Source organism: Sphingobium sp. BHU LFT2 (assembly GCF_018604485.1).
GTDB classification, from domain to species: Bacteria; Pseudomonadota; Alphaproteobacteria; order Sphingomonadales; family Sphingomonadaceae; genus Sphingobium; species Sphingobium yanoikuyae_A.
Genome location: NZ_JAFCGW010000004.1, coordinates 208,786 through 234,236 on the forward strand (window position 1 = coordinate 208,786; position 25,451 = coordinate 234,236).

23 protein-coding genes are annotated in these 25,451 nt (G+C 63.4%); 10 read left to right on the top strand and 13 right to left on the bottom strand.

The window, feature by feature from the left end; genetic code table 11:
* Positions 1 to 26 precede the first annotated feature (26 nt).
* Together JQK15_RS10435 and carA are read right to left on the bottom strand one after the other, a co-directional pair.
* The gene (locus JQK15_RS10435; RefSeq protein WP_017501335.1) at positions 27 to 395 is read right to left on the bottom strand and encodes a ribonuclease E inhibitor RraB; all 369 of its coding nucleotides are present in this window, start codon (positions 393 to 395) and stop codon (positions 27 to 29) included.
* Positions 392 to 1,570: a glutamine-hydrolyzing carbamoyl-phosphate synthase small subunit gene (gene carA, locus JQK15_RS10440; RefSeq protein WP_214865381.1), complete on the bottom strand. Its 1,179-nt coding sequence runs from the start codon at positions 1,568 to 1,570 to the stop codon at positions 392 to 394. Before carA ends, JQK15_RS10435 begins: the two co-directional genes overlap by 4 nt.
* Positions 1,571 to 1,723: 153 nt before the next feature.
* On the opposite strand from carA, the gene JQK15_RS10445 reads away from it, so the two are divergent.
* From JQK15_RS10445 to JQK15_RS10475, 7 genes are all read left to right on the top strand, one after another.
* Positions 1,724 to 2,176: a GatB/YqeY domain-containing protein gene (locus JQK15_RS10445; RefSeq protein WP_214865382.1), complete on the top strand. Its 453-nt coding sequence runs from the start codon at positions 1,724 to 1,726 to the stop codon at positions 2,174 to 2,176.
* A 77-nt stretch (positions 2,177 to 2,253) separates the two neighbouring features.
* Positions 2,254 to 2,655: an endonuclease domain-containing protein gene (locus JQK15_RS10450; RefSeq protein WP_214865383.1), complete on the top strand. Its 402-nt coding sequence runs from the start codon at positions 2,254 to 2,256 to the stop codon at positions 2,653 to 2,655.
* 1 nt (position 2,656) lies between these two features.
* Entirely contained in the window at positions 2,657 to 4,546 is a 1,890-nt protein-coding gene (gene dnaG / locus JQK15_RS10455; protein WP_214865384.1) for a DNA primase, read from the top strand.
* 43 nt (positions 4,547 to 4,589) lie between these two features.
* On the top strand, positions 4,590 to 6,629 hold the full coding sequence (gene rpoD, locus JQK15_RS10460) for an RNA polymerase sigma factor RpoD (protein ID WP_004211766.1): 2,040 nt from the start codon (positions 4,590 to 4,592) through the stop codon (positions 6,627 to 6,629).
* A 220-nt stretch (positions 6,630 to 6,849) separates the two neighbouring features.
* On the top strand, positions 6,850 to 7,533 hold the full coding sequence (locus JQK15_RS10465; protein ID WP_214865385.1) for a DUF6975 family protein: 684 nt from the start codon (positions 6,850 to 6,852) through the stop codon (positions 7,531 to 7,533).
* A 99-nt stretch (positions 7,534 to 7,632) separates the two neighbouring features.
* On the top strand, positions 7,633 to 8,478 hold the full coding sequence (locus tag JQK15_RS10470) for an AAA family ATPase (RefSeq protein WP_214865386.1): 846 nt from the start codon (positions 7,633 to 7,635) through the stop codon (positions 8,476 to 8,478).
* Positions 8,479 to 8,728: 250 nt separating this feature from the next.
* A complete protein-coding gene (locus JQK15_RS10475) occupies positions 8,729 to 9,775 on the top strand; it encodes a hypothetical protein (RefSeq protein WP_214865389.1) in 1,047 nt (348 codons plus the stop codon).
* A gap of 60 nt (positions 9,776 to 9,835) precedes the next feature.
* On the opposite strand, the gene JQK15_RS10480 is transcribed toward JQK15_RS10475, so the two are convergent.
* Entirely contained in the window at positions 9,836 to 10,705 is an 870-nt protein-coding gene (locus tag JQK15_RS10480) for a DUF3617 domain-containing protein (RefSeq protein WP_214865391.1), read from the bottom strand.
* 121 nt (positions 10,706 to 10,826) lie between these two features.
* Between JQK15_RS10480 and JQK15_RS10485 the strand changes: the two genes are divergently transcribed.
* Positions 10,827 to 11,681: a DUF817 domain-containing protein gene (locus JQK15_RS10485; protein WP_214865393.1), complete on the top strand. Its 855-nt coding sequence runs from the start codon at positions 10,827 to 10,829 to the stop codon at positions 11,679 to 11,681.
* Here the strand turns inward: JQK15_RS10485 and JQK15_RS10490 are convergent.
* Positions 11,669 to 13,033 carry a methyl-accepting chemotaxis protein gene (locus JQK15_RS10490; protein WP_029547663.1) on the bottom strand — a complete coding sequence of 455 codons (1,365 nt, stop codon included), beginning with the start codon at positions 13,031 to 13,033 and terminating at the stop codon, positions 11,669 to 11,671. The genes JQK15_RS10485 and JQK15_RS10490 overlap by 13 nt on opposite strands.
* 146 nt (positions 13,034 to 13,179) lie before the next feature.
* Here JQK15_RS10490 and JQK15_RS10495 point away from each other — a divergent pair, with 146 nt between their 5' ends.
* Both JQK15_RS10495 and JQK15_RS10500 read left to right on the top strand, forming a co-directional pair.
* Positions 13,180 to 14,355 (top strand): vWA domain-containing protein, encoded by a 1,176-nt coding sequence (locus tag JQK15_RS10495; RefSeq protein WP_161730329.1) that lies wholly within the window; start codon positions 13,180 to 13,182, stop codon positions 14,353 to 14,355.
* A 696-nt stretch (positions 14,356 to 15,051) separates the two neighbouring features.
* Positions 15,052 to 15,606, top strand: a complete 555-nt coding sequence (locus JQK15_RS10500; protein WP_214865395.1) for a hypothetical protein — start codon at positions 15,052 to 15,054, stop codon at positions 15,604 to 15,606.
* Positions 15,607 to 15,860: 254 nt separating this feature from the next.
* On the opposite strand, the gene JQK15_RS10505 is transcribed toward JQK15_RS10500, so the two are convergent.
* The 9 genes from JQK15_RS10505 to JQK15_RS10545 all read right to left on the bottom strand — a co-directional run bounded on the left by JQK15_RS10505 (position 15,861) and on the right by JQK15_RS10545 (position 25,448).
* Entirely contained in the window at positions 15,861 to 16,130 is a 270-nt protein-coding gene (locus tag JQK15_RS10505; RefSeq protein WP_007714730.1) for a DUF1467 family protein, read from the bottom strand.
* 171 nt (positions 16,131 to 16,301) lie between these two features.
* Positions 16,302 to 17,939: a ribonuclease J gene (locus tag JQK15_RS10510; protein WP_214865397.1), complete on the bottom strand. Its 1,638-nt coding sequence runs from the start codon at positions 17,937 to 17,939 to the stop codon at positions 16,302 to 16,304.
* Entirely contained in the window at positions 17,936 to 18,718 is a 783-nt protein-coding gene (locus tag JQK15_RS10515) for a type III pantothenate kinase (protein WP_017501777.1), read from the bottom strand. Before JQK15_RS10515 ends, JQK15_RS10510 begins: the two co-directional genes overlap by 4 nt.
* Before the next feature lie 10 nt (positions 18,719 to 18,728).
* The gene (locus JQK15_RS10520; RefSeq protein WP_214865605.1) at positions 18,729 to 19,442 is read right to left on the bottom strand and encodes a biotin--[acetyl-CoA-carboxylase] ligase; all 714 of its coding nucleotides are present in this window, start codon (positions 19,440 to 19,442) and stop codon (positions 18,729 to 18,731) included.
* The gene (gene nuoN, locus JQK15_RS10525; protein WP_004211750.1) at positions 19,439 to 20,875 is read right to left on the bottom strand and encodes an NADH-quinone oxidoreductase subunit NuoN; all 1,437 of its coding nucleotides are present in this window, start codon (positions 20,873 to 20,875) and stop codon (positions 19,439 to 19,441) included. Before nuoN ends, JQK15_RS10520 begins: the two co-directional genes overlap by 4 nt.
* The gene (locus tag JQK15_RS10530; RefSeq protein WP_007714750.1) at positions 20,875 to 22,428 is read right to left on the bottom strand and encodes an NADH-quinone oxidoreductase subunit M; all 1,554 of its coding nucleotides are present in this window, start codon (positions 22,426 to 22,428) and stop codon (positions 20,875 to 20,877) included. Before JQK15_RS10530 ends, nuoN begins: the two co-directional genes overlap by 1 nt.
* Entirely contained in the window at positions 22,428 to 24,524 is a 2,097-nt protein-coding gene (nuoL, locus tag JQK15_RS10535) for an NADH-quinone oxidoreductase subunit L (protein ID WP_214865398.1), read from the bottom strand. Before nuoL ends, JQK15_RS10530 begins: the two co-directional genes overlap by 1 nt.
* 10 nt (positions 24,525 to 24,534) lie before the next feature.
* Entirely contained in the window at positions 24,535 to 24,840 is a 306-nt protein-coding gene (gene nuoK, locus JQK15_RS10540) for an NADH-quinone oxidoreductase subunit NuoK (RefSeq protein ID WP_004211745.1), read from the bottom strand.
* Positions 24,837 to 25,448, bottom strand: a complete 612-nt coding sequence (locus JQK15_RS10545) for an NADH-quinone oxidoreductase subunit J (RefSeq protein ID WP_004211740.1) — start codon at positions 25,446 to 25,448, stop codon at positions 24,837 to 24,839. The genes nuoK and JQK15_RS10545 overlap by 4 nt, the downstream gene beginning before the upstream one ends.
* Positions 25,449 to 25,451 lie beyond the last annotated feature (3 nt).

Below are 25,451 nucleotides of genomic sequence, written 5' to 3' on the forward strand. Positions count from 1 at the left end.
TGCTCAGTACCTCCAAAATTGCGCCATCAATGCACGCCCCCCGCCTGCGCCTCGCAGCCCCAGCCGTCATATTCGACGCCGCAGAGGATTTCGATCTGGAGGCATTTCCGGGTCAGCGCGCGGATCGAGGCTTCGTCGACCGGCTGCACGCATTCCAGGAACAGGAACAGGTCGCCTTCCTCATCTTCCTCGCGGTCCAGTTCGACGAAGCCGAACTGGCTGGCGATGGTCAGGACGCGCTCGAAATCCTTCTCGCTGCCCCGGAAGCTGACATCCACAGGCCGCGCGAGACGCGCGACGTCGCCATTGCGCTTGAGATTGGCGAGGACTTGCCTGTCCGCCTCCCACTCTGCGGCAAGGCGCGCTTCGTCAACCGGGGGCAGGTTCTGGCTCACGCGGCGACCGCACCCTTGAGGCCGTCTACGAACTTCTTGAACAGGTAGAAGCTGTCCTGCGGACCGGGCGAGGCTTCGGGGTGATACTGGACCGAAAAGGCATTCTTGTCGGTCAGTTCGATGCCGCAATTGCTGCCGTCGAACAGCGAGACATGGGTCGAGCGCGCATTGGCCGGCAGCGTGTCGACATCGACGGCGAAGCCATGGTTCATGCTGGTGATCTCGACCAGGCCGTCCGACAGGCGCTTGACCGGATGGTTGGCGCCGCGATGACCCTGATGCATCTTGATCGTCTTCGCGCCGACGGCGAGGCCCAGAAGCTGGTGGCCCAGGCAGATGCCGAAGACGGGGATGTCGGCGGCCAGTACCTGCTGGATCACCGGCACGGCATATTCGCCGGTCGCGGCCGGATCGCCCGGACCGTTCGACAGGAACACGCCGTCGGGATTGAGCGCCTTGACCTGATCGAAGGTCGCGGTGGCGGGCAGCACGGTGACGCGCGCGCCGGCCTTCACCAGATTGCGGAAAATGTTGTTCTTCGCGCCATAATCGATGGCGACGACATGGGGGCGTTCCTCGCCCGCTTCATTCAGGCCATAACCATGGCCGATGGTCCAGATGCCGTCCTTCCACAGGCGGCTTTCCTTGCCCGTGACTTCGATGGCGAGGTCCATGCCTTCAAGGCCCGGCCAGGCGGCAGCCTTGGCAGCGAGCGCGGCGATGTCGAAATTGCCGTCGGGATCATGGGCGATGACGACGTTGGGCGCGCCCTTCTCGCGGATCAGCCTAGTCAGCGCGCGGGTGTCGACACCGGCGAGGCCGATGCGGCCCTTGTCCTTCATCCACTGGTCGAACGGTTCGACATTGCGGAAATTGCTGGGCGCGGTGACGTCCTGGCGCACGATGCAGCCCAGCGCATAGGGGCTGTCGGCTTCGACGTCGTCGAGATTGGTGCCGACATTGCCGATATGCGGGAAGGTGAAGGTGATGATCTGCCCGGCATAGGAGGGATCGGTCATGATCTCCTGATAGCCGGTGATCGAGGTATTGAAGCAGAGTTCGCCGACCGCGTCGCCGACCGCGCCGAAGCCGCGACCGAAGACGGCGGCGCCATCGGCAAAAACCACGACCCCTGTCGCTCCTTTGGGCACAATGAGGGTCTTGGCGTCAGCCATGGTCTGCGGTCCTTTATGCTTTTGCGGGAACCCGTCTGGTGCGGGTTAAACGGCCGGTCACCTATTCCCGCAACGCGTGAAGGTCAACGTCTGTTAAAAATCTCTTTTCGCATTATATCTACTCCTTTCCCGAGAAACAGGATTAATTCGCCCATGATTCGCGACACCATCAAGAGCGCCCAAGTGGAGTCCATGAAGGCCGGCGACAAGGATCGCCTGGCTGCCGTGCGCCTGATCCTGGCCAAGCTCAAGGATCGCGACATCGAACTGCGCACCGCCAGCAGCGTGCCCGACGACGACACCGTCGTCGTGGAAGTGTTGCAGAAGATGGTGAAGCAGCGTCGCGAATCGATCGACATGTTCAAGAGCGGCGGCCGCGACGAACTGGCCGCCAAGGAACAGGCCGAGCTGGACGTCATCGAAACCTTCCTGCCCGCGCAGCTGAACGAGGACGAGACCCGCGCCGCGATCGAGGGCATCAAGGCCGAGATCGGCGCGGAAAGCGTCAAGGACATGGGCAAGGTGATGGCCGTGCTCAAGGAACGCCATGGCGCCGTGATCGACATGAGCAAGGCGAGTGGGCTGGTGAAGGCGGCGCTGAGCTGAGTTAGCACCGGGCTGACACGCGCATGCGATACTGACATAATAGCCCCTCCCTTCCAAGGGAGGGGTTGGGGTGGGTGATGGCGCTGCGCATCAATGCGAGACTCGGTCAATTTGCGCGCGAGATGCGGCGGGAGCCTACGGAATATGAACGCCGCCTTTGGGGCGCCCTACGCGGCTCCCAGCTGGAAGGCTTCAAATTCCGCCGACAAGCCGTGATCGAACCCTATATCTGTGACTTTCTCTGCCCCCTCCTCGGCCTCATCATAGAAGTCGATGATGATAGCCATGATGCTATCAAGGATCGAGATAGAGACTTTGACCTTGCACATCAGGGCTATCTGGTTTTGCGCTTCTCCAACTTCGACATTCGGGACAATCTGGAAGGCGTGCTGAGCGTCATTCTGGATCGTGCCCGCGCCATGCCGGAAAGGCAGAAGATCACCCACCCCAACCCCTCCCTTCGAAGGGAGGGGCTTTAAGTTGACCCTCACGCCCCAATGGCTGGACGAGCTGCGCGCGCGGACGTCGCTTTCGACTTTGATCGGCAAGACCGTAAAGGTGCAGAAGGCGGGCCGCGAGTATAAGGCTTGCTGCCCCTTCCATAACGAGAAGACGCCCAGCTTCACGATCAACGACGAGAAGGGTTTCTATCACTGTTTCGGCTGCGGCGCGCATGGCGATGCGATCCGCTGGATGACCGACCAGCGCGGCCTGCCCTTCATGGAGGCCGTGAAGGAACTGGCGGCAACCGCCGGCATGGAAGTGCCCGCCGCCGATCCGCGCGCGGCCAAGCGCGCCGAGCAGGCCAAGGGGCTGCATGACGCGATGGGCGCCGCGCAGAGCTTCTTCGAGGACCAGCTTGGCGGCATCGACGGCGGCGACGCCCGCGCCTATCTCGCCAAGCGCGGCATCAGCGATGCGACCCGGCGCACGTTCGGCTTTGGCTATTCGCCGGATTCGCGCGGGAAGCTGAAAGGCGCGCTCAAGGAATTTGGCGAGCCGATGCTGGTCGAGGCCGGCTTGCTCATCGACCCTGACGGCGAACGTGACACGTACGATAGGTTCCGCGGTCGCCTCATGCTGCCGATCCGCGATATTCGCGGACGGGTGATCGCCTTTGGCGGCCGCATCATCGGCCAGGGCGAACCCAAATATCTGAATTCGCCCGACACGCCGCTCTTCGACAAGGGGCGGACCCTCTACAATATCGACCGCGCCTCTCCCGCCAGCCGGCAGAGCGGCCGGGTGATCGTGGTCGAGGGCTATATGGATGTGATCGCGCTCGCCCAGGCCGGTTTCGGCGACGCCGTCGCGCCGCTCGGCACGGCGCTGACCGAGCATCAGATCGAACGATTGTGGAAGATGGTCGAGGTGCCGATATTGTGCTTCGACGGCGATGCCGCCGGGCAGAAGGCGGCGATCCGCGCGGCGACCCGCGCCCTCCCCCTGCTGCGCCCTGGTCACAGCCTGGCCTTCGCCACCCTGCCCGCCGGGCAAGACCCCGACGATCTGCTCCGTGCCGAGGGGCCGCGCGCGATGGATGCGGTACTGGCTGGCGCCCAGCCATTGGTCGATCGCCTGTGGGAGCATGAGCAGAAGGTCGGCCCGCTCGACACGCCCGAGCAGAAGGCGGCGCTCAAGCAGCGGCTCGCCGCCCATAGCGACTCGATCCAGCATCCCGATGTCCGCGCGCTCTATGCCCAGGCATTCCGGGAGCGCTATGACGCGCTCTTCTTTGCCCGGCCCGATCGCTTCGGCGGCGGCCAGCGCGCGCCGCGCGGCGCAGGTGGCGGTGGCGCCCGCGCCGGCTGGCAGCGCGACAAGAAGGGCAATTGGAAGCCGCCCGTCCCGCCCGCCGGCAACGAGGCGCGGGAGATCGGCGCAAACGGCATGGAACATCGGCTGCTGCGGGCGATATTGGCCAGCCTGCTGCGCGATCCGGAGCAGATTGTCCTGCACCGCGAGACGCTGTCAGGCCTGCGAATCGGCGATCCCGCGCTGGCGCGATTGCTGGATGCGATGATCGCCGCATCCTTCCGCAAAGAAACAGTTGAAACGCAGGCCCTCCTTACCATATTGGGGCAAGGTGACTTGTATAATATGGCTAAGGGGATGCTCCGGGCCGATACGTTCACATTCACCCCACATAGGATGACAACCGACCCCAGTCGCGTGCAACGCGACCTGGACGAGGCCATCCGGGTGATGGCGCAAGGACCGGAGCTGGAAACGGCGCTGGCGGAGGCTACTAGACGGTTCGAGAGCGACTTCAGCGAAGAGAATTTCGCTGAACAGCAGCGCGTCCGCGCGCTGAAAGCCGATCACGACAGCCGCCTGGCGGAACTGGCGCAGTCCGAAGACATTGTTTGATTGAGGCTCGTTCCTGTCGGGACGACGGAGTTAAGGCGAATAGATGGCGACCAAGGCGAACAGCAAGAATGGCGGGATGGGCGATGGCGAGGATGGCGATGCCCCCCTGCTCGACCTCAACGAAGCGTCCGTCAAGAAGCTGATCGCCCGCGCGAAGAAGCGCGGCTACATCACCTATGACGAACTGAACGACGCCCTGCCGCAAGACCAGATGTCCTCCGAGCAGATCGAGGACATCATGTCGGCGCTCAACGAAATGGGCGTCAACATCGTCGAGAATGAAGAGGCAAGCGAAGACGGCGACGAGCAGCGAGAGCGCGAGGAAGCCGACGACGCCGACGATGATTCGAGCGACGATGATGGCCCCAAGCTCGTCACCGAGAAGAAGAAGGAAACGGTCGATCGCACCGATGATCCCGTGCGCATGTATCTGCGCGAGATGGGCGCCGTCGAACTGCTCAGCCGCGAGGGCGAAATCGCCATTGCCAAGCGCATCGAGGCCGGCCGCGACACGATGATCCTGGGTCTGTGCGAAAGCCCGACCACCTTCAACGCGATCATCGAATGGTCGACCGCGCTCAACAATGGCGAGATGCAGCTGCGCGAAATCCTCGATCTCGACGCCATGCTGTCCAAGGATCCTGCTCCTGAAAATATGGAGGAAGGCGCCGAGGATGATGATGGCGAGATCAGCGAGAAGACCGCCGGTCCCAGCTTCAAGGAAGAGGAAGAGCCGGAGGAGGAATCCGCCGACGGCGACGAGGACGAGGATGGTGCGCCGCGCGCCCGTCGCGAGGAGGACGAGGAAGAGGACAACACCCTGTCCCTCGCTCAGATGGAAGAGACTTTGAAGCCGATGGCGCTGGAGAAGTTCGCGACCATCACCGAAATCTTCCGCGCCTTCTCCAAGGCCCAGGAATCGCGCATGGTCGCCATGGCCAATGGCGAGAGCCTGAGCCAGAAGGCCGAGGACAGCTATCATGAGCTGCGCGAGCAGCTGACCGCCGAGGTCGAGAGCGTCCAGTTCCACCAGCAGAAGATCGAATATCTGGTCGATCAGCTCTATGCCTATAACCGGCGCCTGACCGCGCTGGGTGGCCAGATGCTGCGCTTGGCCGAGCGCCACAAGGTGAGCCGCAAGGACTTCCTTGAGCGCTATATGGGCCATGAGCTGGACGATGCCTGGCTGGAAAAGGTGCAGGGCCTCGACAAGAAATGGGCCGCCTTTGCCGCTGCCGAAGGCCGCGCCGTCGAACGCATCCGCAACGAAGTGAGCGAGATCGCCCAGGCGACCGGCATGTCGCTCAGCGAATTCCGCCGCATCGTGAACATGGTGCAGAAGGGCGAGCGTGAGGCCCGCATCGCGAAGAAGGAAATGGTCGAGGCGAACCTGCGCCTCGTCATCTCCATCGCGAAGAAATACACGAACCGCGGCCTGCAGTTCCTGGACCTTATCCAGGAAGGCAATATCGGCCTGATGAAGGCGGTGGACAAGTTCGAGTATCGCCGCGGCTACAAGTTCAGCACCTACGCCACCTGGTGGATCCGTCAGGCGATCACCCGTTCGATCGCGGACCAGGCGCGAACCATCCGCATCCCGGTCCACATGATCGAGACGATCAACAAGCTGGTCCGCACCAGCCGACAGTTCCTGCACGAGCAGGGCCGCGAGCCTACGCCGGAGGAAATGGCCGAGCGTCTGTCGATGCCGCTCGAAAAGGTGCGCAAGGTGATGAAGATCGCCAAGGAGCCGATCTCCCTCGAAACGCCGATCGGCGACGAGGAGGACAGCCACCTGGGCGATTTCATCGAGGACAAGAATGCGATCATCCCGGTGGATGCCGCGATCCAGGCGAACCTCAAGGAAACGGTTACCCGCGTCCTTGCCAGCCTGACTCCGCGCGAGGAGCGCGTGCTGCGCATGCGCTTCGGCATCGGCATGAACACCGACCATACGCTGGAGGAAGTGGGCCAGCAGTTCAGCGTGACCCGCGAGCGTATCCGCCAGATCGAGGCGAAGGCGCTGCGCAAGCTGAAGCACCCCAGCCGCAGCCGCAAGATGCGCAGCTTCCTGGACCAGTAAATCCGGTCAGATTATCGCTTCAAACAAGAGCCCGGCCGGACATTCCAGCCGGGCCTTTTGTTTTTCAAGACGATAGCATCATTTGTTAACCATAACAGCCTAGACCATTGGTGCCACATTTGCGACCAGCCGAAGCGACAAGTTTAACCCGGCGTTTACGCACCTTGCCCTAGATTGTGCCCAGCGGCGCCCCTTACGCCGTTGCCACAGGGAAATTTCTATGAGCGAAGTGACGGCGCTGCGCCGGGGCGACGATATTGCGCAAATCCTGGACATGCTGGTTCGGGCCGATGGCAGCTATAGCCACAGCTATCTGGCCCAGGCGAGCCAGGACGCCCGCTCGCGCGATGGCCTTGGCCTGCCCGACCTTGCCGATGCCGCCTATTATCTCTGCCTGCTCCATGGTCGCCATCCTGGCGTGATCGATCACGCGGCCACCCGCTCGGTCGACAATGCCGCACGCCGCTGGCTGATCGAGGCCGCCGACGCCTTTGCGCGGGAGCGCGCCTATCTGACCCAGGTCACCGTGGCCGCCGGCCCCGCCCCCAGCACGGCGGGCCAGAGCAGTTGCGAAACCATCGTCAGTCAGCAGCGCCATGCGCTCGACATGCTGGCCCAGTCCGACCGGCGCGGTTGCGCCATGGGCGCAGCGATCGCGCTGGTGCTGGACTGGCGCGCCGTGCGCAAGCTGCTGGACATTGCCGCGCTTCGTGCGGGCATCGAACCGGTTCCCTGCTCCCTGCCCGATCATCGGGCAACGCTGGACGTGGCGCGCGCCATTGGTGGCGATCCGGCCGTTGATCGCGCGATCCAGTTCGGCATGCGCCAACTCCTGGCCCAGCATCGTGGCCTGTGGGATGTGCTGGAGGCGCGCGCCGCCATCCGCCGGCAACAGCAGAACTGATCCATCGCCCCACCGCTTGCCGCAACGCACAAACGCGTTGCGCCCCAATCCCGCTTTGCCTAGTCCGGTCCTCCAGCAAGGATGGAGCGGAAGAGAGCCATGCGCTTTGAAGGCACTCAGGATTATGTCGCCACCGACGATCTGAAGGTCGCGGTCAATGCCGCGGTACTGCTGCGCCGGCCGCTGCTGGTGAAGGGCGAACCGGGCACCGGCAAGACCGTGCTGGCCCAGGAAATCGCCAAGGCCATCGACGCCCCCCTCATCGAATGGAACGTCAAGTCGACGACCAAGGCGCATCAGGGCCTCTATGAATATGATGCGGTCGCCCGCCTGCGCGACGGCCAGCTGGGCGACGAGCGGGTCCATGACATCGCCAACTATATCCGCAAGGGCAAGCTGTGGGAGGCCTTCACCTCCCCCACCCTGCCCGTGCTGCTGATCGACGAGATCGACAAGGCCGATATCGAATTTCCCAACGACCTGTTGCAGGAACTCGATCGCATGGCCTTCCATGTCTATGAGACCGGCGAGACGGTCGCGGCCAAGGAACGGCCGGTCGTCATCATCACCTCGAACAACGAGAAGGAATTGCCCGACGCCTTCCTGCGTCGCTGTTTCTTCCACTATATCAAGTTTCCGGATCGCGACACGATGCAGGCGATCGTCGATGTCCATTTCCCCGGCATCCAGAAGATGCTGGTCAGCCGGGCGATGGATATTTTCTACGACATTCGCGAGGTGCCGGGCCTCAAGAAGAAGCCCAGCACCAGTGAATTGCTCGATTGGCTGAAGCTGCTGCTGAACGAGGACATGCCGCTCGACGTGCTGCAGAATGCCGACCCGACCAAGGCGATCCCGCCGCTGCACGGCGCGCTGCTCAAGAATGAGCAGGACATCATGATGTTCGAGCGCCTGGCCTTCATGGCGCGGCGCCAGGGGCGCTGAGGCCGCCGGCCAGCCTGGCCGAATCGCGCTCCTGACATTGGGCGAACCCGGCCTGGTCGTGGCCGAAGGCGTCATCCCCACCGATGCTGCGCCGCAATGGACCTGTCACGGCCCGCAATTGTCGCGATTTCCGGGGCAAATGGCCCCGCCGGCGTAAAGGCGGCTTGCGCCCCTGCGGAATCCGTGATTTTCTGATCCTCTGTCATTCAAGGCCGCGCCAAGACGGTCTGGATCGAGAGAGAGGATGCCAATGCCCCGACGTGCGTTGTTCCTATGTTCGATGGCTCTCTGCCTGGCCCTGCCCTCGCTGGCGCAGGCGGCGGACGATATCGAGGCATGGACGCCCAGTGATACTGCCATACGTGCCACCGCCGCCGGCATCAGCCTGCCGCAGACGGTCGCCAGCCTGTCGCTGACCAAGAGCGGCGAAGTATCGAACGGCGGCAAGGGCATCGACAATTATGCCCAATATATTTCGCAGGATGGCGCCATCCAGGCGACCCTCTATGTCTATCTGCCCGCCTATGCCGACGCTTCGCTTGCCGCCTACATGACCGACAAGGCGGTGATGGAGCGGTTTGGCGGCAAGACCCATCGCACCGCCTATGACAGCGTCGCCGCCGGCGGCCGCGCGGGCACGGCCATCCGCGCCGTCTATGACGATGCCGCCGATGGCGCGCTGACCACGGCGGCCGCCTTCGCCCATGCCGGGCGCTGGATGGTGAAGCTGCGCGTCACTGGCCCGACCGAGCGCCGCGCCGAGGTGCTGGCTGGGTTGGACGGCATGCTGGCCGGCCTGAAATTCGACGATGCGACAAGCCTTCACGCGACCAGCCCGGCCAGCTTCGGTGCCTGCCCGACCGGTGATGGCGGCGACGCGCGCCTGACCAAAGCCGTGCCAAGCGGCACCGCCGGCCAGCCTGTGCCACAGGAAGTCCGCATCCCGCGCGAGGGCAAGGATAATCTGTGCATTCGCGGCACCGTCCAGACCGCACAGGGCAGCTATGACATGCTGCAGCAGACGGGGCGCAGCGATGGCGCGATCATCGTGCCGGTCGACGATAGCGGCACTGTCCTCGCCTTCGATCCCGCCACCCGCGACCTTGGCTATCAACTGTCGATCCATATGGTCGGCCAGACCGACCTTTACGGCGTCTATGACAAGGTGCCGAGCGGCCGCCAGATCGCCGCGATCCTGGACGGCAAGGATCCCCAGACCGCCCAGGCCGAAGCCACGGCACTCTATGCCGCCAATGGCGAGGTTACGATCAGCCAGGGCGCGCGCAAGCCCAACTGAGGCGGTTTTAGAAAATCCTGGGCGCTCCGGACATTATCCGGAGCGCCCTTTCGCTTCCGATCAGCGACCGGGGCACACGCCGACGCGCTCCCCCGACAATTCCGTCTTCAGGCTCCCGAAGAAGCGCGGCTTCTCGGGCCCCTTCCCGCGCGGCCCCCGTCCGCCAACAGTCTTGTGTTCGGCAGATGCCTCCAACCCGTCGCCCGTGACCGTTCCGTTCATCCTGCCATAGGAAAAGCCCCCATGCGCACGGCCGCAATATAGTCGCCCCTCGAATTTGCGCCCTGACACAGTGACCCGCCATTGGCGGCATCCATGCGGGCCACCGGTTCCAGCCGGCAGGGGCGGGCCCTCCACGGCATAGCGGATCGCCAGGTCATCGCGGCGATCGGGGATGCAGGCCTCCCACTGGCGGGTGCCGGGAGGATGATGTCCGGACATGCTGCTTACATAGGTGCCGATCTCGGTAAAGCGCCACAGGCCAGGATTGATGACATGGCGCGCGCCGGTGACGATGATCGCGTCGGATTTTTCAGCTTCGTCCGCTTGTGCATCCTGCCCGGCAGCGGAGGTTTCAAGCGCGGCTTCGCTCACCAGCGCAGGCAGGGTGCCCCGATGATTGGCGAGATCATCGATCCGGGCATTGACGCATTGCTTGGCCTCTTCGCGCCTTGTCTTCCCGTCGAGCAGGCATTGTTGCAGCAACATGCAGATCGCCCGGTCGGCCGCCGGCGTGCCGGTCGTCCCGTCGAGATTGCAGGCCTTGAGCCAGGGGCCACGAAGCGCATATTCGATGTTGATGATCTTCATCCGGGCGGCGATCACGACGATCTCGTCCTGGGCCTGCTGGGGCGTATCGGTGCCCAGCGCCGCGCCCGACGCGCCGAGCAGCGCCAAAGCCACACCCCGCGTCCATCGCCGTCCCGCCATCGGCAGCCTCTCCTCATTTTTTGTCGTTCCGCCAGCTTAACGATCATGCGCGCGCTGCAAAGCCCTTTTGTCGGGGCCGGAATGATTGGCGTCCGGGCCATGGCGCGCTAGACATCGGGACATGAACGACCCCACGGGCGCGACCCGCTTTGCGCGGATACGCGCCCATCTGGAATCGGTCCGCGTCGCGGCGGGGCCGCGCGCCTGGGCCTATGAGTTCCTGCTGTTCGGCTTCAAACAGGGCTGGGCCTGCCTGTTCGGCGGACTGATGCTGGCCCTGCTGCTCGCGACCCATCTTTTCTATCCCGCCGGCGCGCCGCTGCATCGCTATGATTTCCTGACCCTGGCCGCAGTCGCGATCCAGATCGCGATGCTGGCCCTGCGGCTGGAAAGTCCGCGCGAGGCACTGGTGATCTGCGCCTTCCACCTGATCGGCACGATCATGGAATTGTTCAAGACCCATGCGGGAAGCTGGGTCTATCCGGAGGCCAGCCTGCTCCATATCGGCCCCGTGCCGCTCTTTCCCGGCTTCATGTATGCCGCCGTCGGCAGCTATATCGCGCGGGTCTGGCGCATCTTCGACTTCGGTTTCAGCCGTTATCCGCCGGTCTGGGCAACGGCGCTGCTGGCGAGCGCCATCTATGTGAATTTCTTCGCCCATCACTGGCTGCCCGATGTGCGGATCACCCTGTTCGCCGCCGCCATCCTGCTGTTCGGGCGAACGTGGATCTGGTTCACGCCCTGGCGGGAAGCACGGCGGATGCCGCTGCTGCTCGGCTTCTTCCTGGTCGCACTGTTCATCTGGCTGGCGGAGAATATCGGTACATTCGCCAATGCCTGGACCTACCCCAGCCAGCGCCATGGCTGGGAGATGGTCAGCCTGATGAAGCTGGGCGCCTGGTATCTGCTGATGATTATCTCCTTCGTGCTGGTCTCGCTGATCCATGGCATAAGGCGCGTCGATCAGATCAGATAGCCGACCTCATACAGGCCCCAGCGCCGCCCGGCGAAGCGCAGCGGCACGAACACGCTGCGCAACGCCCGATAACGCCCCTCCCCCAGATTCTGGCGATAGGTGAAGAGGTAGAAATCATCGTCGCCATCGAGCGCGCGGCGGGTCTGGGCGTCCATGAATATCTGCCGGTTGCGGGCATGTTCCATGTTCCAGCGCGGGTCGCCGATGCGCTGGGGCTGGCTGCGCGCGCTGATATGGGTGGGCAGATAGCCGTCCATGTCGATCAGGCAGCAACCGATGATGGTCGCGTCCTTCGCGGTATGGCGGTCGAGCAACGGCCGCACCCGCAGATCGGCATAGGCGGTGAAACCAGTCTGATATTGGGTCGGCTCAGACCCCGCGATCGGTCGATGGCTGCGATCGAACAAAGCCTGTTGCGACAGTTCGCCACGGGCCAGCGCATCCTCGATCAGCGCCGCAACCTCGGCCGCGCCATCCTCGGCCAGTGCGATATAATGGCTGTTGCGGGTGCGCAGACGGCTCTGCGCCGCGGTGTTGAGCATGTCATTGGCCAGGCTCTCCAGCGTCTCGATCTTGTCGCGGGCCATGTCGACACGTCCCGCGCTCTCGGTCGAGGATCGGCCGAACAGCGCCAGCCCCTGATCCAGCGCCGCGACATGCGCGTCCGCCTCGTCGGTGCAGGCGACGATCGCGCTGGAGCGCTCGCCAAACTGGGTCACCAGCGAGGCGATTTCCGCCATGGACAGGCGCAGCTGGTCGATATGGGTGCCGACGTCGCGGCCGCGCTGGATATTCGCCTCCACCCCCCCGATCAGATGCCGGGCATCGCGGTCGAGCTGGCCAAGCTTGCTGCCGACCGAGGCCGAGGATTCGGCCGCCTGCTCGGCAAGCCGGCGGATTTCCTCCGCCACGACGGCAAAGCCCATCGTCGCCTCGCCGCCGCGCGCCGCCTCGATCGCGGCGTTGACGCCCAGCAGGCGGGTCTGGCGGGCGATCGTGCCGAGTTGGTCGGAAATGCCGCCCACCGCCTCGATCACCTGCAGGAACTGGCGCAAATGGCCTTCGAGGCCGGTGACATGCTCGACCAGCCCCGCCACCTCGCCCAGCGACAGAGTGATGACATCATGCCCCTCGGCGATGATGCGCCCGGCGCGCCCGGCGGTGAGGCTCAACTCCTGGGCCGCCGCCACGCTCTCATTCTGGCTGGCGGTCAGCGTCTGCATGTTTGCCTGCAAGTCCGACAGGCGCGCCGAATCGCCCTGGATCCGGCGGTTCACTTCGCCCAGAAATCCAGCGGTTTCGCTGCATTGCAATGCTATGTCGCCCGACCGTTCCCCCAGGTCAGCCAACAATTCTCCGTTTTCCAAGCCGCCCCCGCAACTTAACTGTCACAATGAATACTGAACTGTTTACCGTGCGGCGCAACACTTAATATTTCGCCAATGCGATCCGCCCGGCGCTTGCATCGCCCGGCGCGCTGGCCGACAAGATCGGCACCATGATGCTCAATTTCCTCGACGCGCTGCGCGCCGCCGGCATCCCCGCCAGCATCAAGGAGCATCTGCTGCTCCTGGAAGCGCTGGACCGCGACGTGATCGAGCGGCGGCCCGAGGATTTCTATTATCTCGCCCGCGCCACCTATGTGAAGGATGAGGGGCTGATCGACCGGTTCGACCAGGTCTTTGCCCGCGTGTTCAAGGGGCTGCTGGGCCAGGATGGGGTCGAGGCGGAGATACCCGAGGAATGGCTGCGCCTGGTCGCGGAGAAGTTCCTCAGCCCCGAAGAGATGGAGAAGATCAAGTCGCTGGGCGACTGGGACGAGATCATGAAGACGCTAAAGGAGCGGCTGGAGGAACAGAAGGAGCGCCACCAGGGCGGCAGCAAGTGGATCGGCACCGGCGGCACCTCCCCCTTCGGCCATGGCGGCTATAATCCCGAGGGCGTGCGGATCGGCGGGGAAAGCCGGCATAAGCGCGCGATTAAGGTGTGGGAAAAGCGCGAATTCGCCAATCTGGACAGCAATCGCGAGATCGGCACTCGCAACATCAAGGTGGCGCTGCGCCGGCTGCGCCGTTTTGCGCGGGAGGGCGCGGCCGACGAACTGGACCTGGACGCCACGATCCGCGGCACCGCGCGGCAGGGCTGGCTCGACATCCGGATGCGGCCCGAGCGGCACAATGCGGTCAAGCTGCTGCTGTTCCTGGACGTGGGCGGCTCAATGGACCCACATATCAAGCTGTGCGAGGAGCTGTTTTCCGCCGCGACCAGCGAATTCAAGAATATGGAATTCTTCTATTTCCATAACTGCCTCTATGAAGGCGTGTGGAAGGATAATCGCCGCCGCTTTGCCGAGCGCACCCCGACCTGGGACGTGCTGCACAAATATGGCCATGATTATAAGGTGATCTTCGTCGGCGACGCGGCGATGAGCCCCTATGAGATCAGCCATCCCGGCGGGTCGGTGGAGCATATGAATGAGGAAGCCGGTGCCGTCTGGCTGCAGCGCGTTGCCCATACCTATCCCGCGACCGTGTGGCTCAACCCCGCGCCGGCGGAACATTGGGGCTATAGCCAGTCGACCCGCATCATCCGCGACCTGATGAACGAGCGTATGTATCCGCTGACCTTGGAGGGGCTGGACGAGGCGATGCGGGAATTGACGCGCAAGCGGTAGGGGCGATCGACATCCAGCCCTGACGGCCTGCAAATGGCGGTTTCCCGCGCTTCCGGTGCTCACGTACTTTAAGTACGCTGCGCTCCGGGTCACGGAAAACCACCATTTTCGTCACGTCATCATCTGAATGTCGATCGCCCCTAGGGCTGGCCTCTGCGGCGCGCGGGCATATCCGACAGGTCAAAGAGCCGTGTGCATTGTGGCGGAGGCGCGCGGTGTAGGACAGCGCGAATTTGCCGCCTTGAGGGTCGGCGTGTCGGGCGAATGACGCGACAGTATATTTCGGCCCGAAGTTCACAGTGTCGTCGGGCCATTTCGGGCCTTTTGCACCTGTCACGCGCCCGCGACGCGACACCGACGCGCCTGTGGCGCGACTATTGCGTCACGATCAGGGTCACTGTCCCGCACCACCGACGCGACAGTCAGGCGACAGGGACGCGACAGCGGCGCGACAATTCTGGACATGCTTGCGAGAGAGACGGCTGTTCATGGCTGGATTAGATCATGAACGGGCCGAATAGGACAGAGGGAGCGCGGCCTTGGTCGGGGCGCGCTCGCAAAGCGAGAAAAGCGGGATGCCGGGTCAAGTCCGGCAGACGGATGTGGGTAGGGCGGCCTGCGACCATTTGCGGCCGTTGCTTTGACAAATTATCCAACCTATTAGCCGACATCGTTACGAGTTTGAGGGGTAGGGTTATGAGGCCGAATGCATTGCGGGCCTTTGAGCGGTTTTATCTATGCTCAATCGCCGCATCAGCCATCTCCTTCCTAATTTCGCCGCCGATAGCGAATGAGAAGCTGTCAGCGTTTGCGATATATACCATCTTGCTGATCATTCTTTCTTTATTCGTGTTGCTGTGTCTAATGGTGGCTCGCATTGGCAGTCGCATTGCGAAATGGATACTGGTTGGAAATTTCATTCTAACAGTGATGCAATTATTCCGAACGCAACAGCCTGCTTTGCCCGACTACGCGATGGCATTTCCCGTCGCCAGCATTGCGCTTCAAGGAATTGCAATTTGGTTTCTCTTCAAGCCAGAGGCGCGGAATTGGAAATCAGAAAAATCGCACAAAACTTTAAGTATTGTGGGAAATGCGATTATTGACTTGGGGCTATTGGCATTTTTAGGCGGACAAGTTTGGATAGGTCTGACGTCCACCCCAGAAGCTTTCTATTTTTGGGTGCCCTTCTTATTGATCGTCCTCTTTTTTCGATTCCGCCAAACCAAGGCACGATGGGCTAAAACATAGCTGAAAAAGGGGCGTGCCAGTCAGCTTTGGCCACCGTTAAGGTCGAAACAAGACAGTCCGCTTCCCACCCTTATTCGTCATTCCCGCGTAGGCGGGAATCTATCTCCTAACCTTCTCTCTGGTCCCACGCTGGCGAGATGGATCCCCGCCTCCGCGGGGATGACGGGAGGAAAAGCAGGCGGTCGTTAGCCATCCCTGCGTGGCGCTTCCACGGCATCGGTTTTGCCCGCGCCGCCGGTACATAGCATCCCCGCTCAGCGTGGCGGATGGAGGCCGGGGATGTTGTCGATCGTGACCCAGCCCTGCACATAATTGGCATAATAGAGGCCGAACAGAACGGCCGAGAGCAGGGTGGCGCGCAGCATGACGCGGCCGGGGCGGAAGTTGCTGGGGGCGCTGTCCGCCTGGCCTTTCAGCAGTAGCTCGCCCGTCTCGTCGGGCGTGCGCAGGCCGAAGGGCAGGACGAGGAAGGCGCTGATCACCCAGAACAGCACATAGATGGCGAAGATGGCGTACCAGTTCATCCGGCCCGCCCGAAATTGCAGCGCATGCCCCTATCCTCTCCCGTCATGGCGGCGCTTTTTCGCTCGCCATGACGATTCAATCTTGATCGGCCTGAGCCTAGAATCTTCTGAGCATTTGCGAAAGCGCCGTTCGCCTTGCTCCCGCAGGATCGCGAACGGCGCTCTCTCATATCATGCGCGGATCAGCAGCACGTCGACGATCGGCTTCTTGCCGGTCCAGCGGGTCGCGGTGCGGCGCACGGCGAGGCGCAGGCGTTCGCGCAGGGCTTCCTGCTCCATCGATCCCTTGGGCACGACCGCTGCCGCTTCCTCGGCCGCTTCGGCGAGGAAGGCATCCTTGTCTTCCTCCACCGGCACGCCCTGGGTGCGCAGCACGGGTTCGCCGATCAGGCGGTTCTTGGCATCGAGCGCCACGGCGACGCTGATCTGGCCGTGCAGGCCGAGCTTGCGCCGTTCGTTCATGGTCGCGCCGTCGGCGGGCAGGATGACGTCGCCGTCAAGCACCAGACGGCCGGTATCCTCATGGCCGATGATCGTCGGCTTGCCCGGCGCCAGGCGCAGCAGGTCGCCGTTCGACTGGACCACGGCATCGGGGATGCCGGTGGCGAGGCCAAGCCGCGCCTGTTCCGCCATGTGGCGGCGTTCGCCATGGACCGGCAGCAGGATGGCGGGCCGGATCCAGCGATACATGGATTCCAGTTCCGGGCGGCCCGGATGGCCCGAGACATGGACCTCGGCCTGGCGGTCGGTCACCATGATGATGCCCTTGGTCGCCAGCGCATTCTGGATGCGGCCGATCGCGATCTCATTGCCCGGAATCTGCTTGGACGAGAAGACGACGGTGTCGCCCTCGGCCAGCTTGATCGGGTGGCTGTCAAAGGCGATGCGCGAGAGCGCGGCGCGCGCCTCACCCTGGCCGCCGGTGGCGATGAACATCACTTCCGAACGCGGCAGGTCCATCGCATCGTCCCAGTCGACCAGCGGCGGGAAATCCTTGAGATAGCCGGCGGCCTTGGCGGTACTGATGATGCGATCGAGCGAGCGGCCGGCGACGCACAGCTTGCGGCCCGTGGCGGCCGCGACCTCGCCCAGCGTCTGCACGCGCGCAGCGTTGGAGGCGAAGGTGGTGACCAGTACGCGGCCCTTCGCCGCCGCGACGGTCTGCATCAGGCCATCGCGCACCGTGCTTTCAGAACCCGATGGTTCTGGATTGAAGACGTTGGTGCTGTCGCACACCAAGGCCAGCACGCCCTCGTCGCCGATCGCGGTCAGTTCCTCCGGGGTGGAGGGCTGGCCAAGCAGCGGGGCGGCGTCCAGCTTCCAGTCGCCGGTGTGGAAGATGCGGCCATGCGGCGTGTCGATCAGGACGGCATTGCCCTCCGGAATCGAATGGGCCAGCGGCACGTAGCGGAAGCCGAACGGACCGAGATTGAAGCTGCCTTCATTCTCGATGACGTGGAGCTTGACCTCCTTGGTCAGGCCCTCTTCCTCCAGCTTCAGCCGGATCAGGCCGGCGGTGAAGGGCGTGGCATAGAGCGGCACGCCCAGGTCCGCCGCCAGATAGGGGATGGCGCCGATATGGTCTTCATGGCCATGGGTCAGCACGATGCCGAGCAGGTCGTCCTTGCGCTCCTCGATGAAGGCAAGGTCAGGCAGCACCAGCTCGACGCCGGGATAAAGCGGGTCGGCAAAAGTCAGGCCGAGATCGACCATGACCCATTTGCCCTGGCAACCATAAAGATTGACGTTCATGCCGATCTCGCCCGAGCCGCCGAGGGCCAGGAAGAGCAGCTCGTCCTTGGGTGTCATTCTGTCTGTAAACTCCGTTCGTACAGCAATGCGAGGCCCTGGATCGTCAGGTCGGGCGCGATCGCATCGAAAATATCGCTATTGTCATTGAAGAGGACGGCGAGTCCTCCGGTCGAAATCACTTTGGTCGGGCGGCCGATCTCGGCCCGCATCCGGGCGACCAGCCCCTCCATCATCGCCACATAGCCCCAGAAGACGCCGATCAGCATGGCGTCGGCCGTGGTGCGACCGATAACCGATCGGTTCTCTGGCGGGGCGATCGCGATGCGGGGCAGCTTGGCCGCAGCCGCCACCAGCGCATCGAGCGACAGATTGATGCCTGGCGCGATGATGCCGCCCTTATAAGCGCCACGATAGTCCACCACGTCGAAGGTCGTCGCCGTGCCGAAATCGATCACGATCAGGTCGCCCTCATAAAGATGGTGGGCCGCGATCGCGTTTACAACCCGGTCGGCGCCGACCGAGGCCGGTTCGGCCACGTCCAGTTCGATGCCCCAGTCGACCAGCCCCTGGCCGGCGACCAGCGCGGTGGTTTTGAAATATTTGTCTGCCAGCACCTGAAGATTGTGAAGCGCGCGCGGCACGACCGTGGCGACGATCACCGCGTCCACATCGGCCATGGCGTAGCCTTCCAGCATCAAAAGCTGGTTCAGCCACACCGCATATTCGTCAGCGGTGCGGCGCGGATCGGTGGCGATGCGCCAGCGCGTCTTGATCTCACGCCCGTCGAGCAGCGCGAAAACGACATTGGTGTTGCCCGCGTCGATCGCGAGAAGCATGGCCGAACCCTCAGATGAGAAAGATATCGCCGGCATGAATGGCACGGGTATCGCCATTCGCCAAGCGCAGGATCAACATGCCCTGGCTGTCGAGCGTGCCGAAACCGCCCTCCACCACGTCGCCATCGGGCTGGACGACGCGCATCGGCGTGCCGGTCGGATGGGCATTGAGCAGCCAGTGGGTGCGCACCGGATCAAGCCCCTGGGCACGCCAGATCGCCAGCCAATGGGCGAAAAGCTGGGCGAGGCGCTCCAGCAGCGCGGCGGCGTCCGCCCGCTCCCCGTCCGCGCCCTGCGCGACGAGGCTGGTGACCGGCCGGTCGAGACCCTGCGGAAAATGGGTGACGTTGATGCCGATGCCGACGACCACGGCATCGCCGGTGCGTTCCAGCAATATGCCGGCGATCTTCGCGCCGTCGACCAATATGTCATTGGGCCATTTGATCCGCGCCTGTCCGGCACAGAGCGGCGCGACCAGCGCATGGACGGCGTTCGCCGCGACCAGCGCCAGCGTGTGCGCCATCGGGTCGCCCGGCTGCAGCCGGATCAGGGTGGAGCAATAGAGATTGCCGACCGGGCTTTCCCACGCCCGGCCCAAACGACCGCGGCCTCCGGACTGTCGCTTTGCGCGCAGCCAGAGGCCCTCGGTTTCACCCTGCTCCGCCAATGCCAGCATGTCGGCATTGGTGGAGCCGGTTTCTTCTACGGTGCGAAACTGCGTCAGAACAGTGAGGCCGCCGCAGCCGCGCTGGCCTTGTCCAGCAGCGGGTTAAGCAGATAACCGAAGACGATCACGATGGCGCAGGCGGCCATGATGATATTCTCGACCGCCCCGCCCTTCGCCTCATAGGGCGCGGCCGGCTCGTCGAAATAGATCGTCTTGATGATCTTGAGATAATAGAAGGCGCCGATCACCGACATGGCGATGCCGAAGGCGGCGAGCGCGGTCAGGTTGGCGGCGACCGCAGCATCGAACACCAGGAACTTCGCCCAGAAGCCGAACAGCGGCGGGATACCGGCCATCGAGAACATGAAGATCGCGAAGGCGGCCGACAGGCCCTTGCGCGACTGCGACAGGCCGGCGAGGCTGGCAATCGTGTCGACCGGCTTGCCGTCGGCATCCCGCATCTGAAGGATGCAGGCGAAGGCGCCGATGGTCATGACGACGTAGATCGCCATGTAGCTCATCGTCGCGGCCACGCCGGCGGGCGTGCCGGCGGCGAGGCCGACCAGCGCAAAGCCGACATTGTTGATCGACGAATAGGCCATCAGACGCTTGATGCTGGTCTGGCCGATCGCTGCGACCGCACCGAACAGGATCGACGCGAGCGCAACGAAGATGATGATCTGCTGCCAGTCGAGACCGGCCGGGCCGAGCGCTTCGATCGCGACGCGGACCATCAGGCCCATCGCGGCGACCTTCGGCGCGCTGCCGAAGAAGGCGGTGACCGGGGTCGGCGCACCTTCATAGACGTCGGGCGTCCACATGTGGAACGGCACGGCGCTGATCTTGAAGGCGAGGCCCGCGAGCACGAAGACCAGGCCGAACAGCTCGCCCTTCGACACGCCGTCGCCCATGGCGATGGCGATGCCGTCGAACGCGGTCGAACCAGTGAAGCCGTAGAGCAGCGAGATGCCGTAGAGCAGGATGCCGCTGGCCAACGAACCGAGCACGAAATATTTCAGGCCCGCTTCCGACGATTTCTCGTCCTGGCGCATGAAGCTGGCCAGCACGTAGGACGCGAGGCTGTTCATTTCCAGGCCGACATAGAGCGTCAGCATGTCGCCGGCCGACACCATCATGCCCATGCCGATGGCGGCAAAGACGATCAGGACGGCATATTCGGGACGCAGCGCGCCGCCGGTGGCGAAGAAGCGCGGGGCCAGCAGGATGGCCGCACCGGCCGCGCCATAGATCAACGCCTTGGCATAGACCGAGAAGGCGTCGGCACGGACCAGGCCGTCGAACGCGACAGGGCCATGCGCCATCGAGGTGCAGAGACTGAGGCCGGCGGCGAGCAGCGCAAGCACTGCCAGCCAGTTGACGGCATGGGTCGAGCGGTCACCACCGAAGGCAGCGATCAGCATCAGCACCAAGCCGGAGCCGGTGAGGATGAGTTCCGGCAGTACGGCCAGAAGGGAAGCGGTTTCGATCATTAGTGCGCCTCCCCGTGCGCAGCGGCTTCTTCATGATGGCCCTCGCCTACCGGCTTGGGCGCACCCATCTTGATCTGGGAATCTCCTGCGGGAGCCGCAGGGGCGAGACGCGCTTCGAGCGCGCGGATGTCGGGACGCATCGGGGCCAGGAAGCTTTCCGGATAGACGCCCATCCAGAGCACCGCCGCGGCAATCGGGGCGAGCAGCCAGATTTCACGCGCCGACAGGTCGGGCATGGCGGCGGCATCGGCGTTCACCTGATCGCCGTAGCAAATGCGGCGATAGAGGTAGAGCATATAGGCCGCACCCAGGATGATGCCGGTGGTGCAGATCAGCGCCGCCCAGGTCGAAACCTGATAGATGCCCATCAGCGACAGGAATTCGCCGACGAAGTTGCTGGTGCCCGGCAGACCGACCGAAGCCATGGTGAAGAGCAGGAACAGCACGGCGTAGCGCGGCATGTTGATCGCGAGGCCACCATAGCGGTTGATCTCACGGGTGTGCAGACGGTCATAGATGACGCCGACGCAGAGGAACAGCGCGCCCGAGACGAGGCCGTGACCCAGCATGACCATCATCGCGCCTTCCAGGCCCGCCTGGTTGAAGGCGAACAGGCCGATGGTGACGATCGCCATGTGCGCGACCGACGAATAGGCGATCAGCTTCTTCATGTCCGACTGAACCAGCGCGATGAGGCTGGTATAGACGACGGCGACCATCGACAGGCCCCAGACCCAGGGCGCGAGCTGTGCCGAGGCTTCCGGGAACATCGGCAGCGAGAAGCGGATGAAGCCGTAGCCACCCATCTTCAGCAGCACGCCTGCAAGGATGACCGAACCGGCGGTCGGCGCCTGAACGTGCGCGTCGGGCAGCCAGGTGTGGACCGGCCACATCGGCATCTTCACCGCGAAGCTGGCGAAGAAGGCGAGGAACAGCCAGATCTGGATCTTCGGATCGAAGTTGTAAGCCATCAGGTCGGGGATGCGGGTCGTGCCGGCCTCATGCACCATCCACATCATCGCGATCAGCATCAGGACCGAGCCGAGCAGCGTGTAGAGGAAGAATTTGTACGAGGCGTAGATACGGTTCGCACCACCCCAGATACCGATGATCAGATACATCGGAATCAGGCCGGCTTCGAACATGATGTAGAAGAGGTAGAGATCCTGCGCGGTGAAGACGCCGATCATCAGCACCTCCATGAACAGGAACGCCGCCATATATTCGCCGACGCGCTTGTTGATCGCGTTCCAGCTGGCGCCGATGCAGATCGGCATCAGGAACACGGTCAGCGCGATCAGCAGCAAGGCGATGCCGTCGATCCCGAGCGCCCACGCGAAGCGGCCGAAGATCGGCGCATATTCGGTGAACTGCCACTGGGCGCCTGCGCCCGACTGATCGAAGTTGACCCACAGGACGATGCCCAGGACCAGATCGACCAGCGTGGCGATCAGCGCAATCCAGCGCGCATTATTGGCGCCAGCGAAGAGGCAGGCGATGGCACCAGCCATCGGCACTGCCATCATCAGGGAGAGGATGGGGAAGCCGTCCATTATCGTGTCATCGCCCAGGTTGCAGCCGCGGCGAGGCCAATCAGCATCACCAGCGCATAGGTGTAGAGGTAGCCGGACTGAAGCCGACGGGTGATCTTGTTGCCCTGCACGACCAGAGCAGCCAGCCCGTTGGGGCCGAAGCGGTCGATGAAGCCGACGTCACCGAACTGCCAGAAGAAGCGGCCGATGGCGAAGGCGGGCTTGACGAACAGGAAGTTGTACAGCTCGTCAAAATACCATTTGTTGAGCAGGAACTGGTGCAGGGCGCCGAAGGTGGCGACGAAGCGCTGCGGCCAGTCGGTGTTCTTGATGTAGGCCAGCCAGGCAATGACCAGGCCGGTCAGCATCACGGTGAACGGACCGAACTTGACCCAGGTCGGCACTTCATGCGCGGCGTGCATCAGGTGGCTGTCGAACGCCAGGGCGCCCTTCCAGAACTCGATGCCCCCTTCCGGACCAATGAACTGGTCGTGGAAGACGAAGCCGGCGAGCACGGCGCCCAGGCTGAGCACCAGCAGCGGGATCAGCATGACCAGGCCGCTTTCATGCGGATGGTAGCCACCGGTGCCGTCGCCAGCGTCATGGGCATGATGGTCATGGCCATGATCGGCGTGTGCGTGGGCATGATCGTCATGATCATGGCCGGCATGGGCGTGATCGTCATGGCCGTGGCCGTGATCGTCGTGCCCATGAGAGTCATGGAGGGCATGCTGGATATGTTCCGACTGGGTCCAGCGCGGCTTGCCGAAGAAGGTCAGGAAGACCAGGCGCCAGCTGTAGAAGCTGGTCAGCAGCGCGGCGAACACGCCGACATAATAGGCACCGATGCCAGCACCGCCCGACGCGAAGGCCGCTTCGAGAATGCCGTCCTTCGAATAGAAGCCGGCGAAACCGACGCCGACGAGCGGCAGGCCGACGCCCGTGATGGCGAGGGTACCGAGCGTCATGGTCCAGAAGGTCACGGGGATCTTCTTACGCAGGCCGCCATAGTAGCGCATGTCCTGCTCATGATGCATCGCATGGATGACCGAGCCGGCGCCCAGGAACAGCAGCGCCTTGAAGAAGGCGTGGGTGAAGAGGTGGAACATCGCCGCGCCATAGGCGCCGCAACCGGCCGCAAAGAACATGTAGCCCAGCTGCGAACAGGTCGAATAGGCGATGACGCGCTTGATGTCGGTCTGCACGGTGCCGACGGTGGCGGCGAACAGACAGGTGGCGGCACCGACATAGGTGACCACGGTCAGCGCGGTCGGCGACATTTCGAACATCGGCGACAGACGGCAGACCATGAAGACGCCGGCGGTGACCATGGTAGCCGCGTGGATCAGCGCCGACACCGGGGTCGGGCCTTCCATCGCGTCGGGAAGCCAGGTGTGGAGGCCAAGCTGTGCCGACTTGCCCATCGCGCCGATGAACAGCAGCAGGCAGAGCACGGTCATGGTGTCAAAGCGGTGGCCCAGAAAGCCGATGGTCGAACCGGCCATCGACGGGGCCATTTCCAGGATTTCCGGGATCGAGATGGTATTGAACACCAGATAGGTGCCGAAAATGCCCATCATGAAGCCAAGGTCGCCGACGCGATTGACGACGAACGCCTTGATCGCGGCCGCGTTGGCCGAAGGCTTACGGAACCAGAAACCGATCAGCAGGTAGGAGGCCAGACCCACACCTTCCCAACCGAAGAACATCTGCAGCAGATTGTTCGCGGTCACGAGCATCAGCATCGCGAAGGTGAAGAGCGAGAGATAGGCGAAGAAGCGCGGCTGATCCGGCTCTTCGTCCATATAGCCCCAGCTATAGAGGTGGACGAGGCTGGACACGCTGGTGATGACCACCAGCATGACCGCCGTCATGGTGTCGACCCGCAGCGCCCACTGGGCATCGAAGCTGCCGCTTTCGATCCAGGTGAAGACGGGCGCGACATAGGGTTCGGCGTGGCCGGTCAGGAAGCTGATGAAGATCGGCCAAGACATGGCGCAGGCTGCGAACAGCGCGCCGGTCGTGACGATCTTCGCGGGCAGCTTGCCCAAGGCCTTGTTGCCAAGGCCGGCGATGGCTGCGGCGAGCAGCGGGAGAAGGACGATAAGCTGGATCATGGGATTTGGCTCAGCCCTTCATCCGGTTGACATCGTCGACGGCGATGGTGCCGCGACCACGGAAGTAAATGACGAGGATGGCGAGGCCGATGGCCGCTTCACCCGCCGCGACGGTCAGCACGAACATCGAGAAGACCTGGCCCACCAGATCGCCCAGGAAGGCGCTGAAGGCCACGAGGTTGATGTTCACGCTGAGGAGGATCAGCTCGATCGCCATCAGGATGATGATGACATTCTTGCGATTGATGAAGATGCCGAGCACCCCCATCACGAAGAGGATGGCGCTGACCACCATATAATGTTGAAGGCCGATCACAGCTCCACCCCCTGCCCCACGGGCTGATTGATGTTGCGCACGGCGTCCTGCGGACGACGGCGGTTCTGCTTGGCAACATTCTGACCACGGACGCCGCCACGGGCACGATGGGTCAGCACGATGGCGCCGATCATCGCGACCAGCAGGACGATACCCGCCGCCTCGAACAGGAAGATGTAGCGGGTGTAGAGAATGCCGCCGATCGCCTGGATGTTGGAAAGTTCCGGATTGGCCGGGGCCGCACGCTGCGCGAGTTCGATCGGGCCGGCGCTCCACAGGCCGATTCCCAGGACGATTTCCGCCAGCAGCACGAGCGCGATCAGCAGGCCGAACGGCAGATAGCTGACGAAGCCGGCGCGCAGTTCGGCGAAGTCGATGTCGAGCATCATGACGACGAACAGGAACAGCACCGCGACCGCACCGACATAGACGATGACAAGCAGCATCGCGATGAATTCGGCGCCGAGCAGGATCATCAGACCGGCAGCGTTGAAGAAGGCCAGGATCAGCCAGAGGACCGAGTGGACCGGGTTGCGCGACAATATCGTGAGCGCGCCGCTGCTCACCACCAGAATGGCGAACAGGTAAAAGGCGAGGACGTGGATCACAGG